Below are 15,104 nucleotides of genomic sequence, written 5' to 3' on the forward strand. Positions count from 1 at the left end.
GTGAAGACCTTCCCAATGTTCCTAACGGTTGCTAACCGCCGTATCATCATCTGTGGCGGTGGCGAACAAGCCGCACAGAAATGCCGCTTGGCCCTCAAAACCGAAGCAAAAATCATGATTGCAGCGGCAGGTGAAATTGACGACGAACTGGCGGATATCATCGCAGAAGGCCGCGCAGAGCGACACGCAACCGACGTTACTCCTGATCTATTCGTCGATAGCGCGCTTGTTTTCATTGCTACTGGATGCAAAGGCGCCGATGCCGCGCTTCAAACCCTCGCCAAGGCCGCGGGCGCAGTTGTGAACGTGGTGGACCAGCCGAGCCTTTGCGACGCGTTGACGCCTTCCATTGTCGATCGTGACCCCGTTGTTGTGGCCATCGGCACCGAGGGGACCGCGCCTGTACTGGCGCGCCAAATCAAAACCCGAATGGAAGAACTCCTTGAACCCAACCTCGGAGGGTTGGCGGCATTGGTGGGACGGCTGCGTGACAGCGCGGCGCATCATTTGGGCCCAATTCAACGGCGCGATCTCTGGCGCTGGGTATTTTCTTCGAGCCCACGCGCGGACTTTACCGCAGGGCGCGAACGGCCCGCCGCGAAAGCGATCAAGGATGCAATCGCCAATGGTGGCGCTCCGGCACAGGACCTTCCGGGGCTTTGTTTGGTGGCAACGGGTGCACGTGGACGCGACATGATGACGTTGCGCGCAGTGAAGCGCCTACAGGAAGCGGACGTGATTTTCTATGCGTCGGAGTTCGATCGAAGCTATCTCGAATTTGCACGGCGCGATGCAGAACGCGTTGAAATCCCACAAGACCAACGAATAGAGCGCGCGGCCAATCAGATGATCGCAGAGGCTCAAGCGGATAGACGCGTTGTGTGGCTGACTCACGAAAATCCGGCGACCTGCGAAGTCTGCTCCACACTAGAAACAGCTTTTGCCGCCGCAGACCTGAAATGCGAAACGGTGGCTGGAGTTTATCCAGCCACCGCTTAAGTTATTCTGCCGCTTCGAGATAATCTTCGAGGGGCGGACAGGTGCAGATCAAATTGCGATCGCCGAATACGTTGTCGATCCGACCAACTGGCGGCCAGTATTTATCAACCTTGAACGAACCGGGAGGGAAACAGCCCTGCTCACGTGTATAGGGGCGATCCCAGTCTCCGACGAGCGATGCAACAGTGTGCGGAGCATGCTTGAGAGGATTGTTCGCCGCATCCATTTCGCCACTTTCAATCGCGGCAATCTCGGCGCGGATTGAAAGCATCGCGTCGATAAAGCGATCAAGCTCGGCTTTAGTCTCGGACTCTGTTGGTTCGATCATGAGCGTACCTGCAACGGGCCAGCTCATGGTCGGGGCATGGAATCCACTGTCCATCAGGCGCTTGGCAATATCGTCAACCGTTACATGAGCGGTTTCCGCAAACGGACGCGTATCAAGGATACACTCGTGCGCAACGTTTCCACCTTTGCCAGTGAACAACACATCATACGCACCCGATAGGCGTGCACGAATATAGTTCGCGTTCAGGATAGCAACCTTGGTTGCATTAGTGATCCCCTCACCGCCCATCATCAAGCAGTACGCCCAACTGATCGGTAGGATTGAGGCCGAACCGAATTGCGCCGCCGAAACGGGCCCTTGGGAACTCCCCTCCATTTCGGGGTGTCCGGGAAGGAATGGTGCCAAATGCGCACGAACGCCAATCGGCCCCATGCCCGGCCCGCCGCCGCCATGCGGAATGCAGAATGTCTTGTGAAGGTTAAGGTGGCTTACGTCACCGCCAAGCTTACCAGGTTGCGCAAGCCCAACCATCGCGTTCAGGTTCGCACCGTCGATATAAACCTGACCACCGAATTCATGCGTGATTTCGCAGACCTCTTTGACGGTTTTCTCAAACACGCCGTGGGTGGAGGGATACGTGATCATGCAGGCAGCAAGGTTTTCGCCAGCGGCCTCAGCTTTGGCGCGGAAATCTGCAACGTCGATATCGCCGTTTTCTGCCGATTTTACGACCACAACCTTCATGCCACACATCTGCGCAGAGGCGGGGTTCGTACCATGTGCAGACACCGGAATAAGGCAGACGTTACGCTCGGTATCGCCATTCGCACGGTGATACGCCGCAATCGTCAAGAGACCAGCATATTCGCCCTGCGCACCGGAGTTCGGCTGCATCGACATGGCGTCATAGCCTGTGATCTTGCAGAGACGATCAGAAAGATCCTCAATCATCTCGCGGTACCCTTCCGTTTGATCGGCGGGGGCAAACGGGTGGATTGAGTTAAACTCTGGCCACGTGATCGGCATCATTTCGACAGCCGCGTTCAGCTTCATAGTACAAGAGCCAAGCGGGATCATCGAACGATCAAGCGCTAAGTCACGGTCTGCCAAACGACGCATGTAGCGCATCATCTCGGCTTCGGCGCGGTTCATGTGGAAAATCGGATGGGTGAGGAAATCGCTCTGGCGAAGCAGGTCATCAGGGAATGCCTGAGTGAGATCGTCCTGCGGCGCGTTGCCGAAATCAACGGCGGTTTGCTCTACTCCGAACGCACGCCAAACGGCCTCAATCAGCGATCCATCCACAATCTCGTCAACCGAAATGCCGACACGGGTATCGCCAACTTTGCGAAGGTTAATGCCCTCGGCCTCGGCGTTCTTGATGATTGCATTCTGAAACGCGCCAACTTCAACCGTGATCGTGTCAAAGAAAGCTTTCGTCTCTACGTCAAAGCCCGCATCCTTCAGGCCCTTCGCCAGTGTCACGGCATTAAAATGCACCATCTCCGCGATAGATTTCAGCCCCTTTGGGCCGTGGAACACCGCAAAGAAACTCGCCATAACTGCCAAGAGCGCCTGTGCCGTACAGACGTTGGATGTCGCCTTTTCGCGGCGAATGTGTTGTTCGCGCGTTTGAAGACTTAGGCGGTATGCCTTGTTGCCTTGTGAATCAATGGACACGCCGACAATCCGTCCGGGCATCGAGCGTTTGAATGCATCCGCACAGGACATAAATGCCGCGTGCGGGCCGCCAAATCCAAGCGGAACACCAAAACGCTGCGCAGAGCCAACGGCGATATCCGCGCCCATTGCACCGGGTTCCTTGATCATGGTCAACGCAAGCAAATCCGTCGCCATAATCGCGCCGGCCTTTGCGGCATGAAGCGCTTCGATTTCTGGGGTGAAATCGCGCAATTCGCCGAATGTGCCCGGATACTGGAAAATCGCACCGAACACTTCATCCGCATTCAGGTCATCAACGTTTCCGACGATCACTTCGATCCCAAGCGGCGCAGCGCGCGTCTGGATTACGGCGATGTTTTGCGGGTGGCAATTCTCATCAACGAAGAACGCTTTGGCTTTGGATTTCACCACACGCTGGGTCATGGCCATTGCTTCTGCACAGGCTGTGGCTTCGTCCAGCAGTGAAGCGTTGGCAACTGGCAACCCTGTCAGATCGGTAACGACTGTCTGGAAGTTCAATAGCGCCTCAAGACGGCCCTGCGCGATCTCTGGCTGGTATGGCGTATAGGCCGTATACCACGCAGGATTTTCCAGAATGTTGCGCTGAATGGCAGGCGGGGTCACTGTGCCATAGTAGCCCTGCCCTATCAAATTGGTCATCACCTTGTTTTTGTTGGCGGTTTCGCGCATCTTTTCCAAGAGCCCGTGTTCCGTCATCGGTGCCCAAGGAAGTGGCTCTGACTGACGAATACTCTCGGGAACGGTCGCGTCGATCAACGCATCAAGCGACGGCTGACCAATAACCTTGAGCATCTCGGCCATTTCATCAGGCGAAGGCCCAATATGACGGCGGTTGGCGAAATCGTAGGTGTTATAACCTGTGGTTTGATAGGGCATTTGGTGTCCTTAACCGATAAAGGCTTTATAGGCCGCTTCATCCATCATGTCGTCCAGTGGGCTTAGGTCTTCGACCTTGAGCTTGATGAACCATGCATCACTTTCGGGGTCGTCATTCACTTTGCCAGGCTCATCAACGATGGCTTGGTTGATTTCGACAATCTCGCCGTCAATCGGAGCAAGGATATCCGATGCGGCCTTAACGCTTTCAATCACGACGATTTCGTCATCTTTGGCCACTGTGTCGCCGACTTCTGGAAGCTCGACGAAAACAACATCGCCAAGTTGCTCTGCGGCGTGGGCCGTAATTCCGACGACGACAAGATCATCTTCGACGCGAAGCCATTCGTGCTCTTCGGTAAATTTCATGGGAGTTCTCCTGTTGGTGCGTTAGCGTTTGTAAGTCGAAGGACGGAAAGGCATATCCGCCACGGTTGCAGGCACACGCTTGCCGCGCAGCTCTGCGTAAATCTTAGTCCCAGTTTGTGCGTAATCAATAGCGACATACCCCATCGACATCGGCCCTTCGATGCTTGGACCAAATGCGCCGGAAGTCACCTCGCCCATCGGCTCTGTGGCAGTTTCACTTGCAAAAAGCTGCGTATGCGCCCGCATCGGCGCGCGTCCCGTAGGGAGGATACCGACACGGCGGCGGCTTGCGCCGCTCTCAAACTGCGCGAGGATGACTTGCGCGCCGGGGAAACCGCCTTCGCGGGCGCCACCTTGACGGCGCGCCTTCTGAACGGCCCACTCAAGCGCGGCCTCGACGGGTGTTGTTCCCGTATCAATGTCGTTCCCATAGAGGCAAAGCCCCGCCTCAAGGCGCAAACTATCGCGCGCGCCAAGACCGATTGGCTCTACGCCTTCTTGAGCAAGCAACCCCTTCGCAAATTCTACAGCGCTATCATTCGCCACAGAGATTTCGTAACCGTCCTCGCCCGTATAGCCAGAGCGCGAAATCCAAAGCTCGCCATAATCGGACGCCACAACCGCAACATCCATGAACACCATATCTTTGGCCGCAGGAACAATCGCACCAAGCGCCGTTTCGGCCTCTGGCCCCTGCAACGCAAGAAGCGCGCGATCTTCGATCACTTCGACCTGACAATCAGGCAATCCTGCCTTCATATGCGCGACATCAGCTTCTTTACAGGCGGCGTTCACTACGAGAAACAGGTGATCCCCACGGTTCGCCACCATAAGATCATCCAGAATGCCTCCATCTTCGTTGGTAAACAGCGCATAACGCTGGCGTCCCTCTGCCAAAGGAACGAGCGATACAGGGACCAAACGCTCAAGAGAGGCGGCGGGATCATCGCCACGCAAAATAACTTGCCCCATGTGGCTCACGTCAAACAGACCCGCTTTGGCGCGCGTATGCAGGTGCTCTTTCATCACGCCCAACGGATACTGAACGGGCATGGAATAGCCCGCAAACGGCACCATTTTGGCACCCAGCTCAACATGAAGATCGTGGAAAACGGTTTGTTTCAGTGCGGCATCAGTCATAATCGTCCCCGAATTTCTGCTGCCTTGCGTTGTGGCGCGGCACCAGCCCAAGCACACACAGCGCGTGCCCTTCTGATGCCCCCTCTGTCCCTTCGCCTGAGATCGTTATCCCTTCGGCGGACCTTGCGGCCACTCTCCAGAGTTGTTCTTATCCCAGCGGTCCTGGAGCCTGAGAGTTTACCGGGGCGGTTGCTCCTTCGGCACTATGGGGTTGCGCCCATAGATTCTCCCACTGAGATGGCGCCTTCATACATTTGATTGATACATCCGACAAGGGGTTGTATTCGCCAGATTACTGCGTAATTCCTTAGCTATGAAAAACCCATTCTTCTTCGGCTACGGCTCGCTCGTTAATCAGGCAACCCACTCGTACAAGAACGCGCATACCGCGCAAATTACGGGTTGGCGGCGCGCATGGCGCTTTACGCCGCATCACCCTGTGTCCCTTTTGACGGCCGTTCCCTGTTCGGATAGCAAAATCGAAGGCCTGATCGCCGAAGTGCCGAATGCGGACTGGCAGGCGCTTGATGCCCGCGAGAGCGGTTATGGCCGCCACCTAACGACGGCCGTGGAACATAAACTGGATTACAAGCCCGAGATCGCGCTCTATGCGGTTCCAAAGCCCGACGAATTCCAATCCCCGAACAATCCGGGGATACTCTTGAGTTACCTTGATGTGGTTGTTCAGGGGTATTTGATCGAGTTTGGCGAAGACGGCGTAGATCGTTTTTTCCACACGACGGATGGCTGGGACACGCCCATCATAGATGACCGCGCATCCCCTCAATATCCACGGGCACAGGAACTCACCAATGCGCAAACGGCATTGGTGGATTCCTATATCGCCAAGTTCACGCGCCCTTAGGCACGCTATTGCTTCGCGCGGATGACCTGTAGAAGCGGCAGAACCGATTTCATGTCGGGTCCATGGTCCATGCCAGTCAGCGCCTTGCGCAATGGCATAAACAACCCACGCCCCTTGCGACCAGTTGCCTCTTTAACGGCTTTGGTCCACTCGCCCCATGTTTCTTGAGTATGCGGACCGTCGGGGAGCAAGCTCATTGCTTCTTTGATAAAATCCGCGTCCTCGGGGTCGATCACTGGCTCACAGCCGTTCTTGAACAATTCCCACCATGGGCCAAGATCATCCATCGTCTGGATATTCTCGCGTGTGGCACCCCAGAAATCAGACGCGATCTCACTTGGCACACCAAGTGCGGCGATGTGGTCAGCGACCTTCTCGAAGGGTTGATCAGCGAGAAGTTTTGCGGTCATGGGCTTGAGGTCTTCGATGTCGAACTTGGTCGGAGCCGAGCCGAACTTCGAAATATCGAAACCCGCAATCAAACTGTCCATTTCGCTACGCAACTCTACTGGATCAGACGACCCAAGCCGCGCCATCAAGCTCAGAACCGCCATCGGCGAAATACCCGCCGCGCGCATATCGCGAAGCGCAAGTGTTCCCAGACGCTTGGACAGTGCCTCACCCTGAGGACCCGTCAACAGTGAGTGGTGTGCAAAGTTCGGAACCTTGCCACCCAGCGCCTCAATGATCTGAATTTGCGTTGCAGTATTCGTCACGTGGTCCGAGCCGCGCACAACGTCCGTTACGCCAAAGTCGATATCGTCGCAAACCGACGCCAATGTATACAGGAACTGCCCGTCGCCACGGATCAAGACAGGATCCGAAACACTGGCCGCATCAATCGATAGATCGCCAAGAATACCATCCTTCCAGTTGATACGCTCTTGGTTCAACTTGAACCGCCAGTAGCCGCCGCGCTCTGCACGAAGCTTGTCTTTTTCGGCTTCGGAAAGGTTCAACGACGAGCGGTCGTATACGGGTGGTTTACCCATATTGAGCTGCTTCTTGCGCTTGAGATCAAGTTCGCCCGGCGTTTCGAAACACTCGTAAAAGCGGCCATCATCACGCAACTTTTGCGCCGCTTCTTCATAGCGTTCAATGCGGTCGGACTGACGCTCCATTCGATCCCAAGTAAGGCCAAGCCAAGTCAGGTCTTCTTGAATGGCGTCCACGTATTCCTGCTTGCTGCGCTCGGGGTCTGTATCATCAATACGCAGGATGAATTCGCCACCTGCCGCGCGTGCGATCAGGTAGTTGAACAAAGCCGTGCGAAGGTTGCCGATGTGAATATAGCCAGTTGGGCTAGGAGCGAAACGAGTGGTTGTCATGGATGTGACCTCTAGGTGGTTTGGCCTCTCATACGATGCAACGCGCGGCGGAGCAAGTAAACGACCCAACGTCACTGGCGTAATTGCCGCAAATCTATGCCAGAACGCGCCCAAAAAGGGAGCAACGATGTCTGACACCTATATCATGCGGGCCTACAAGAAGGCGCTTGGACTTCCGTTCGGCGCACAGCTTTTCTCGGCTTATGCGGCGCGCAAGGCGCCCTATTTTCGCACCGTGCGCCCACTTGTTCAGCGGCTGGAACCAAATCGTTGCGATATCTTCATCAAGAAACGCCGCGCTGTTCAAAACCACATTGGCACAATGCACGTAATCGCCGTGGCCAACGGGCTTGAGATGGCGATGGGTTTCATGGCCGAGGCATCGATTCCCAAGCATCTGCGCTGGATTCCAAAAGGCATGACGCTTGAGTATCCCGCCAAAGCAAACACCAGCCTTGTGTGTACAGCAGAGGTCGCAGCGGACGCTTGGAAAGCCGGCGATTTGAACGTCGAGGTTTCAGCGAAGGATGTGAACGGTGTTGTGGTCGTGAAGGGGGTTATTCACCTTTGGATCAGCGAAAAACCGTCGAAATAGTCATCGCGCCTGTACGGGCCAACGTTTGCTCAGATCATCAAGGCCGGTTCTAATTAGGTTGGCGAGCGCATCAGCGTTGATGTCTGCTAACTTTTTAAAATACAAACAGGACTTTCCGACTTTGTGTTTGCCAAGCGCCTCGCGCTCCTTGGAAAAATCTGTATATCCGGGCATGATATAGACCGAGAAGTTCGCCTTGCGGGGTGAAAACCCTGTCGCAAGGAAATCCCCTTCGCGCCCGCTTTCGTATTTATAGTGGTATCGGCCATAACCAATGATGCTCGGCCCCCACATTACGGGCTCATATCCTGTCACACGGCGGAAAAGCGCATCGAGCGCGAAGGCATCGGCGCGTTTTTGTTCGGGGGTTACGGCGGCCAAGAACGCTTCTACATCAACATCCGTTGGCTGCGTTTTGTTCGCCATGGCTCCCCCTTATCCTTCGTCGCGCCACCTATTCACGATGGGGTAACGCCGATCTAACCAGAACGCCCCTTTGGTCAATCGCGTGCCTGGGGCGGACTGAAAGCGTTTATACTCCGAAATATAGAGCAAATGCTCCACTTTTTTGACGGTATCGCGATCAAACCCGCGCGCCACAAGCTCCGCGACCGCGCAATCCTCATCCACAAGGCCATGCAGAATCTCATCTAGCACCTCGTAGGGTGGCAGGCTGTCTTCGTCTTTTTGATCGGGGCGAAGTTCGGCGCTCGGGGGCTTGTCGATGATCGAAACGGGAATGACCTCGCCTTCTGGCCCTTTCATCCACGAACGATGGTTTGCATTGCGCCAGCGGCATTGCTCAAACACGCGCGTTTTATAGAGATCCTTGATCGGGTTATAACCACCCGCCATATCACCATAGATCGTGGCATAACCAACTGCGACCTCGGATTTATTGCCCGTCGTCAGGAGCATCTCGCCAAACTTGTTTGAAAGCGCCATGAGCAACAGCCCACGCAAGCGGGACTGGATATTTTCTTCTGTCAGGCCGGGCTCTGTTCCTTCGAACAGAGGCGCAAGCGTATCGGTAATCGCAGCGCGGCCTTGCGCGATAGGTACATAATCATAATGACAGCTCAGATTGCGTGCGACTTTCTCGGCATCATCAAGCGACCCCTGAGAGGTATATTCACTCGGCAACATCACACAGCGAACATTCTCGGCCCCCAGCGCATCGGTCGCGATGGTCGCGACAATTGCGCTATCGATACCGCCAGAAAGGCCAAGCAGGACCTTCTTGAATCCCGTCTTGGCCATATAATCCCGCAGCGAGAGCACCATGACATTATAGTCTTGCTCCCACGCGTCAGGCTGCTCAGCGATTGCACCGTTCGTAACGGTCCATTTTCCATCGGTCTGCTCAAAGTCGATGTGGCGGATTTCTTCGGTCAGTGGCGGCATCTGCTCTACAACTGTTCCGTCCGCTCCAAGAATGAAACTCGCCCCGTCAAAGACCTGATCGTCCTGTCCGCCAATCATATTTAGATAAATCAGCGGTGTTTGCGTTGCCTTCACGCGGTCACGCATATGGCGCACACGCACTGGAAGTTTGTCGCGATAATAGGGCGACCCATTCGGAACGAGCAAAATCTCGGCGCCTTGTTCAACAAGGTTTTCGGCAACGCCCTTGTGCCAACTATCCTCACAAATAGGGCTGCCGATCAAAACAGGCCCTATCTTATAGGGTCGGTTCTCCTTGGCGGAGGAAAACAGCCGCACTTCGTCAAAAACCGTTTCATTGGGCAAACAGGTCTTGAGAATACGGTGAGCCACCTTTCCCCCCTGAAGGATGTAGTAGGCGTTATAGAGGTCCTTGCCGTCAAAATACGGCGCTCCTATGCCGATTGCTGGCCCCTCTGCGCAGGATTTCGCCAAGCCCTCGACCGCCTGCATAGCGTCCAAATAGAACGCGGGTTTACGCACCAGATCCTGAGTTTGATAACCAACCGCGAACATCTCTGGCAGCGCCAACATATCCGCGCCAGCATCGCGCGCCTGTTCCCACGCATCGCGCGCTTTATTGATATTAAAGGCAATCGCCCCAACAGTCGGGTTTAGTTGCGCAAGCGTCAAACGAAAGGTCACGGGCAAATCCTGCGTGGTTTTCAAAGCAATCGATGTGCACGGTTTACTCGGACATTGCGGCAAGGGAAAGGGCTGCTTGGTCTTTGAGCGCTTGAGTGTTGCAAAACGCATTGCCCCCTGCCCTTGCCTCGCCTAAGCTGCGGATTGGTAAGCCTTTGGCCATGCCAAAGGATAGACAAATTCACTAGGGGATTGATCGTGTCAGACGCCAAAACCGCCACAAGAACCAAATCCGATTCTGCCTCAGTCTTGGGGATGCACGCGGGCTTTTGGGGCGCGGCCGCTTTGATCGTCGGGCTTCTCCCATTTGCTGTACTGGCCCAAGAAACCACCGTCAAAGAATACGAGAACGGCGGCCGATATGAAGGCACATTCAAAGATGGCAAGCAACACGGCCGCGGCCTTTATCAACTCCCGAATGGCTATACATATGATGGCGAATGGGTAGACGGCGAAATTCGCGGACACGGCGTTGCTCAGTATCCCGATGGCTCCGTGTACGAAGGGAGCTTTGCCAAGGGTAAAGCCGATGGATTTGGCACCATTACTTTTGCGGACGGCGGCACCTATGAGGGCGACTGGGCAGATGGCGAGATCACCGGCAATGGCGTCGTGCAATATGCCAACGGTGTAACCTATCAGGGCGGATTGAAAAATGCGCTGCATCACGGCGTCGGCACGATGGCAAGCCCGAGCGGTTATGTTTATGCGGGCGATTGGGTCGATGGCGCCAAGCATGGCGTGGGCAAAATCAACTATCCGGACGGTGCGATTTACGAAGGCGAGATTGTCGAAGGCCAACGAAGCGGCGCGGGCAAACTCACCATGCCCGATGGCTTAATCTACGAAGGAGCGTGGCAGAGCGATCAATTCCATGGCCAAGGCGTGCTAACCCAATCCAATGGCGACGTTTACACAGGTGAATTCGTCAACGGCGCCCGCGAGGGCCAAGGCAGCGTCACCTATGCAAATGGCGATACTTTCACCGGAAGTTTCAAGGCGGACAACCGGGAAGGCCAAGGCGTCTTTACGGGTTCTGAAGGCTATAAATACGACGGAAACTGGGTCGCGGGCGTAATCAACGGCGCCGGAGAGATCACGTACCCTGACGGATCTGTTTACACTGGTAATTTTGATGATGGATTGCCCGACGGCACGGGCAAAATCGTCTATGCCGACGGCGGGACCTATGACGGTGGCTGGCGCAAAGGCGTCATCCACGGCGAGGGTCGCGCAACCCAACCCAACGGCCTTGTCTACGAAGGCACATTTGTCGAAGCCCAATATGACGGCACTGGCAAAATGACCTATCCAGACGGTTACGAATACTTGGGAGCTTGGAAAGCAGGTCAGCGCTCGGGCGAAGCGGCTGTTAAGTACGCTGATGGCTCAACCTATATCGGGGAGTTCGAGAACAACAAACGTTCGGGTATCGGCGAGATCACCATGCCCGATGGTTTCAAATACTTCGGCGGATGGGTTGACGGAAACATGCAAGGCGAAGGCGTCGCAACCTATGCCAACGGCGATGTTTATACCGGCGCTTTCGAAAACGGAAAACGCCACGGAGAAGGCACCATGGCCTTTGCTACGGGACAAGAGCAACAAGGCAACTGGAGCAACGGAACCTTCACTGACAGCGTGACCGAAACACCGGATCCAGAGAGCGAAGAACCCGCCGCGAGCGAGTAACCTCTCGCCGCTCTGCATTTTTTTCATGATCCCTCTTCCCTTTCGTGAATTGGCGGCTATGATCTTGCTCATGAACAGCACTGCACATAACTCCACTTTCGCGAACGCGCCCGTTTTGGGCCGTCCACGTGGTCTATGTGCACTCCTTCTTCTTAGCTGCCTCTGAGCGTGCCTGTTGGCGCGAACGCTCAGGGGAGGACATCGCGCCAAAACTGGAGCTTCAGAAATTGCCTCTAGGCTCCATTTCCAAACGCTAAGACAGACGAAAGAACTCAGACATGACAAATGCATCCAAACAAGACCACGTCTTGATTTTTGACACTACATTGCGTGACGGCGAACAAAGCCCCGGCGCAACAATGACCCACACTGAGAAGTTGGAAATCGCCGAGATGCTCGACGATATGGGCGTCGATATTATCGAGGCGGGTTTTCCCATTGCCTCGGAAGGTGATTTTGCCGCCGTAAGCGAGATTGCACGCCGCGCGAAAAACTCCGTTATTTGCGGGCTTTCGCGTGCGAACTTCAAGGACATTGATCGCTGCTGGGAAGCCGTAAAGCACGCTTCACGACCGCGCATTCATACATTTATCGGCACATCGCCCCTGCACCGCGCTATTCCGAACCTCAACAAGGACGAGATGGCCGAGCGCATCCATGACACCGTCACCCACGCGCGCAACCTCTGTGATAACGTGCAATGGTCGCCAATGGACGCGACCCGCACAGAAGAGGATTACTTGTTCCGTGTGGTCGAGATTGCGATCAAAGCTGGCGCAACGACGATCAACATCCCCGATACCGTCGGATACACCGCCCCTCGTGAAAGCGCCGAAATCATCCGCCGCCTGATCGAGAATGTCCCCGGCGCGGATGAGATCATTTTCGCTACCCACTGTCATAATGACTTGGGAATGGCGACGGCGAACTCCTTGGCCGCGGTCGAGGCCGGTGCACGTCAGGTTGAATGTACGATCAACGGTTTGGGCGAACGCGCGGGCAATACTGCATTGGAAGAGGTCGTTATGGCCCTCAAGGTGCGCAACGACATCATGCCCTATCAAACGGGGATCGACACCAAAAAGATCATGCAGATTTCTCGCCGTGTCGCGTCCGTTTCTGGTTTTGCTGTGCAGTTCAACAAAGCGATCGTCGGCAAGAACGCCTTTGCCCACGAAAGCGGCATCCATCAAGATGGTATGCTGAAGAACGCCGAGACCTTCGAGATCATGCGCCCTGAGGACGTCGGCCTGTCCGAAACCAATTTGGTTATGGGCAAGCACTCAGGCCGCGCGGCCCTGCGCTCCAAGCTGGCCGAGCTGGGCTTTGAATTGGCCGACAATCAGCTCAAGGATGTGTTCGTTCGTTTCAAGGAATTGGCTGATCGCAAGAAAGAGATCTTTGAGGATGACTTGATCGCTCTGATGCGCGACAGCGATGCCGCCGAACAGAACGACCACCTCAAGGTCAAATCGTTGCGCGTTGTCTGCGGCACCGAGGGTCCACAAGAAGCACAGCTCACCCTGACCATTGACGGCGAAGACAAATCCGTAACGGCCACTGGTGACGGTCCCGTTGACGCGACCTTTAACGCAGTTAAGGAATTGTTTGACCACACCGCGCGCCTGCAACTCTATCAGGTGCACGCCGTTACAGAAGGCACAGACGCGCAGGCCACCGTTTCGGTTCGCATGGAAGAAGACGGCAAAATCGCAACCGGCCAATCCGCCGATACCGATACAGTTGTTGCCAGTGCCAAGGCCTATGTGAACGCGCTGAATCGTCTGATTGTACGTCGCAGCAAGTCCGCGCCGAATGAAGATGTGAAGTCCGTCAACTACAAAGACCACGGATAATTTCAGTGAGTTTACAGGGCGCAGGAGGGTAACTTCCTGCGCCTTTATCTCGGCCAATCCACCGAAATGTTGCATATTGTAAAATTTGCCTACTTTTCGCGCGATCTTAACCCACTAGATATTGCAAATATGTAAGCGGCAAAAACCCGCCAAACAAAGCGGAATGCACCCTTTACCCGACAAAGCCTGACCGCATATAACAGGTAAGCTTTTCGAGTCCCCGACTCGTGGGGCCAAAAAGCAACACTAATTGGGACAGCACCACATGGCAGGATTTGCAGGATTGTTTTCGACAGATATGGCAATCGACCTCGGAACAGCGAATACGCTCGTATATGTCAAAGGCAAAGGCATCATTCTGAACGAGCCGTCCGTGGTGGCCTATCACGTAAAAGATGGCAACAAACAGGTGCTGGCTGTTGGTGAGGATGCGAAACTTATGCTTGGCCGTACCCCCGGCAGCATCGAGGCCATTCGCCCGATGCGCGAAGGCGTGATCGCCGATTTCGACGTTGCGGAGGAGATGATCAAACACTTCATCCGCAAGGTTCATAAACGTACGACATTCAGCAAACCCAAGATCATCGTTTGCGTTCCCCACGGCGCGACTCCAGTTGAAAAACGTGCGATCCGTCAGTCTGTTCTTTCGGCTGGTGCGCGCCGCGCGGGTTTGATTGCCGAGCCTATCGCTGCCGCTATTGGTGCGGGGATGCCGATCACTGATCCAACTGGTAACATGGTTGTCGATATCGGTGGTGGTACAACGGAAGTTGCGGTTCTCTCGCTTGGCGATATCGTTTATGCGCGCTCAGTTCGCGTTGGTGGCGACCGTATGGACGAAGCAATCATCAGCTATCTGCGTCGCCAACAGAACCTTCTGATTGGTGAAGCCACAGCAGAGCGCATCAAGACATCCATCGGTACAGCGCGCATGCCTGACGACGGACGCGGCGCGAGCATGCAGATCCGTGGTCGCGACCTCTTGAATGGTGTGCCCAAGGAAATCGAGATCAACCAAGCACAAGTCGCAGAAGCCCTCGCAGAGCCCGTTCAGCAAATTTGCGAAGCGGTTATGACCGCGCTTGAGGCAACACCGCCAGATTTGGCTGCTGATATTGTTGATCGAGGTGTTATGCTAACAGGAGGTGGTGCATTGCTTGGTGAGCTTGACCTTGCTCTGCGCGAACAAACCGGCCTCGCGGTTTCTGTTGCTGACGAGAGCCTGAATTGCGTTGCGCTCGGCACTGGTAAAGCACTGGAATACGAAAAGCAGCTTCGGCACGTCATCGACTTCGACAGCTAA

At 55.2% G+C, this 15,104-nt stretch carries 13 protein-coding genes and 1 riboswitch; of the genes, 6 read left to right on the forward strand and 7 right to left on the reverse strand.

Going from position 1 to position 15,104, the window contains the following annotated elements; genetic code table 11:
- Positions 1-999, forward strand: coding sequence for an NAD(P)-dependent oxidoreductase (locus ACFE33_RS12125; protein ID WP_380053783.1), 999 nt, complete (start codon positions 1-3; stop codon positions 997-999).
- 1 nt (position 1,000) lies between these two features.
- Here the strand turns inward: ACFE33_RS12125 and gcvP are convergent, their stop codons facing one another.
- From gcvP to ACFE33_RS12145, 4 genes are read right to left on the reverse strand one after another with little or no spacing between them, the layout of a single operon-like run.
- Positions 1,001-3,868 (reverse strand): aminomethyl-transferring glycine dehydrogenase, encoded by a 2,868-nt coding sequence (gcvP, locus tag ACFE33_RS12130; protein WP_380053786.1) that lies wholly within the window; start codon positions 3,866-3,868, stop codon positions 1,001-1,003.
- A gap of 9 nt (positions 3,869-3,877) precedes the next feature.
- Positions 3,878-4,237, reverse strand: a complete 360-nt coding sequence (gene gcvH, locus ACFE33_RS12135) for a glycine cleavage system protein GcvH (protein ID WP_380053788.1) — start codon at positions 4,235-4,237, stop codon at positions 3,878-3,880.
- Positions 4,238-4,258: 21 nt separating this feature from the next.
- On the reverse strand, positions 4,259-5,377 hold the full coding sequence (gene gcvT, locus ACFE33_RS12140) for a glycine cleavage system aminomethyltransferase GcvT (protein ID WP_380053790.1): 1,119 nt from the start codon (positions 5,375-5,377) through the stop codon (positions 4,259-4,261).
- On the reverse strand, positions 5,370-5,510 hold the full coding sequence (locus tag ACFE33_RS12145) for a hypothetical protein (protein ID WP_380053793.1): 141 nt from the start codon (positions 5,508-5,510) through the stop codon (positions 5,370-5,372). The genes gcvT and ACFE33_RS12145 overlap by 8 nt, the downstream gene beginning before the upstream one ends.
- 14 nt (positions 5,511-5,524) lie before the next feature.
- Positions 5,525-5,619, reverse strand: a riboswitch (glycine riboswitch).
- 71 nt (positions 5,620-5,690) lie between these two features.
- Between ACFE33_RS12145 and ACFE33_RS12150 the strand changes: the two genes are divergently transcribed.
- Positions 5,691-6,242 (forward strand): gamma-glutamylcyclotransferase family protein, encoded by a 552-nt coding sequence (locus tag ACFE33_RS12150; protein WP_380053796.1) that lies wholly within the window; start codon positions 5,691-5,693, stop codon positions 6,240-6,242.
- 5 nt (positions 6,243-6,247) lie between these two features.
- On the opposite strand, the gene gltX is transcribed toward ACFE33_RS12150, so the two are convergent.
- The gene (gene gltX / locus ACFE33_RS12155) at positions 6,248-7,570 is read right to left on the reverse strand and encodes a glutamate--tRNA ligase (RefSeq protein WP_380053799.1); all 1,323 of its coding nucleotides are present in this window, start codon (positions 7,568-7,570) and stop codon (positions 6,248-6,250) included.
- A 127-nt stretch (positions 7,571-7,697) separates the two neighbouring features.
- Here gltX and ACFE33_RS12160 point away from each other — a divergent pair, with 127 nt between their 5' ends.
- The gene (locus ACFE33_RS12160; RefSeq protein ID WP_380053802.1) at positions 7,698-8,165 is read left to right on the forward strand and encodes a hotdog fold domain-containing protein; all 468 of its coding nucleotides are present in this window, start codon (positions 7,698-7,700) and stop codon (positions 8,163-8,165) included.
- On the opposite strand, the gene ACFE33_RS12165 is transcribed toward ACFE33_RS12160, so the two are convergent.
- Both ACFE33_RS12165 and ACFE33_RS12170 read right to left on the reverse strand, forming a co-directional pair.
- Entirely contained in the window at positions 8,166-8,591 is a 426-nt protein-coding gene (locus ACFE33_RS12165) for a DUF1801 domain-containing protein (RefSeq protein ID WP_380053805.1), read from the reverse strand.
- A 9-nt stretch (positions 8,592-8,600) separates the two neighbouring features.
- Positions 8,601-10,253 carry an NAD+ synthase gene (locus tag ACFE33_RS12170; protein WP_380053808.1) on the reverse strand — a complete coding sequence of 551 codons (1,653 nt, stop codon included), beginning with the start codon at positions 10,251-10,253 and terminating at the stop codon, positions 8,601-8,603.
- A gap of 255 nt (positions 10,254-10,508) precedes the next feature.
- Here ACFE33_RS12170 and ACFE33_RS12175 point away from each other — a divergent pair, with 255 nt between their 5' ends.
- The 3 genes from ACFE33_RS12175 (at position 10,509) to ACFE33_RS12185 (ending at position 15,104) form a co-directional block, all read left to right on the forward strand.
- Positions 10,509-11,945, forward strand: coding sequence for an MORN repeat-containing protein (locus ACFE33_RS12175; protein WP_380058712.1), 1,437 nt, complete (start codon positions 10,509-10,511; stop codon positions 11,943-11,945).
- Positions 11,946-12,223: 278 nt separating this feature from the next.
- The gene (locus tag ACFE33_RS12180) at positions 12,224-13,801 is read left to right on the forward strand and encodes a 2-isopropylmalate synthase (RefSeq protein WP_380053811.1); all 1,578 of its coding nucleotides are present in this window, start codon (positions 12,224-12,226) and stop codon (positions 13,799-13,801) included.
- A gap of 265 nt (positions 13,802-14,066) precedes the next feature.
- A complete protein-coding gene (locus ACFE33_RS12185; RefSeq protein ID WP_380053814.1) occupies positions 14,067-15,104 on the forward strand; it encodes a rod shape-determining protein in 1,038 nt (345 codons plus the stop codon).

It is taken from the genome of Falsihalocynthiibacter sp. SS001 (assembly GCF_042445055.1).
Lineage (GTDB): Bacteria > Pseudomonadota > Alphaproteobacteria > Rhodobacterales > Rhodobacteraceae > Falsihalocynthiibacter.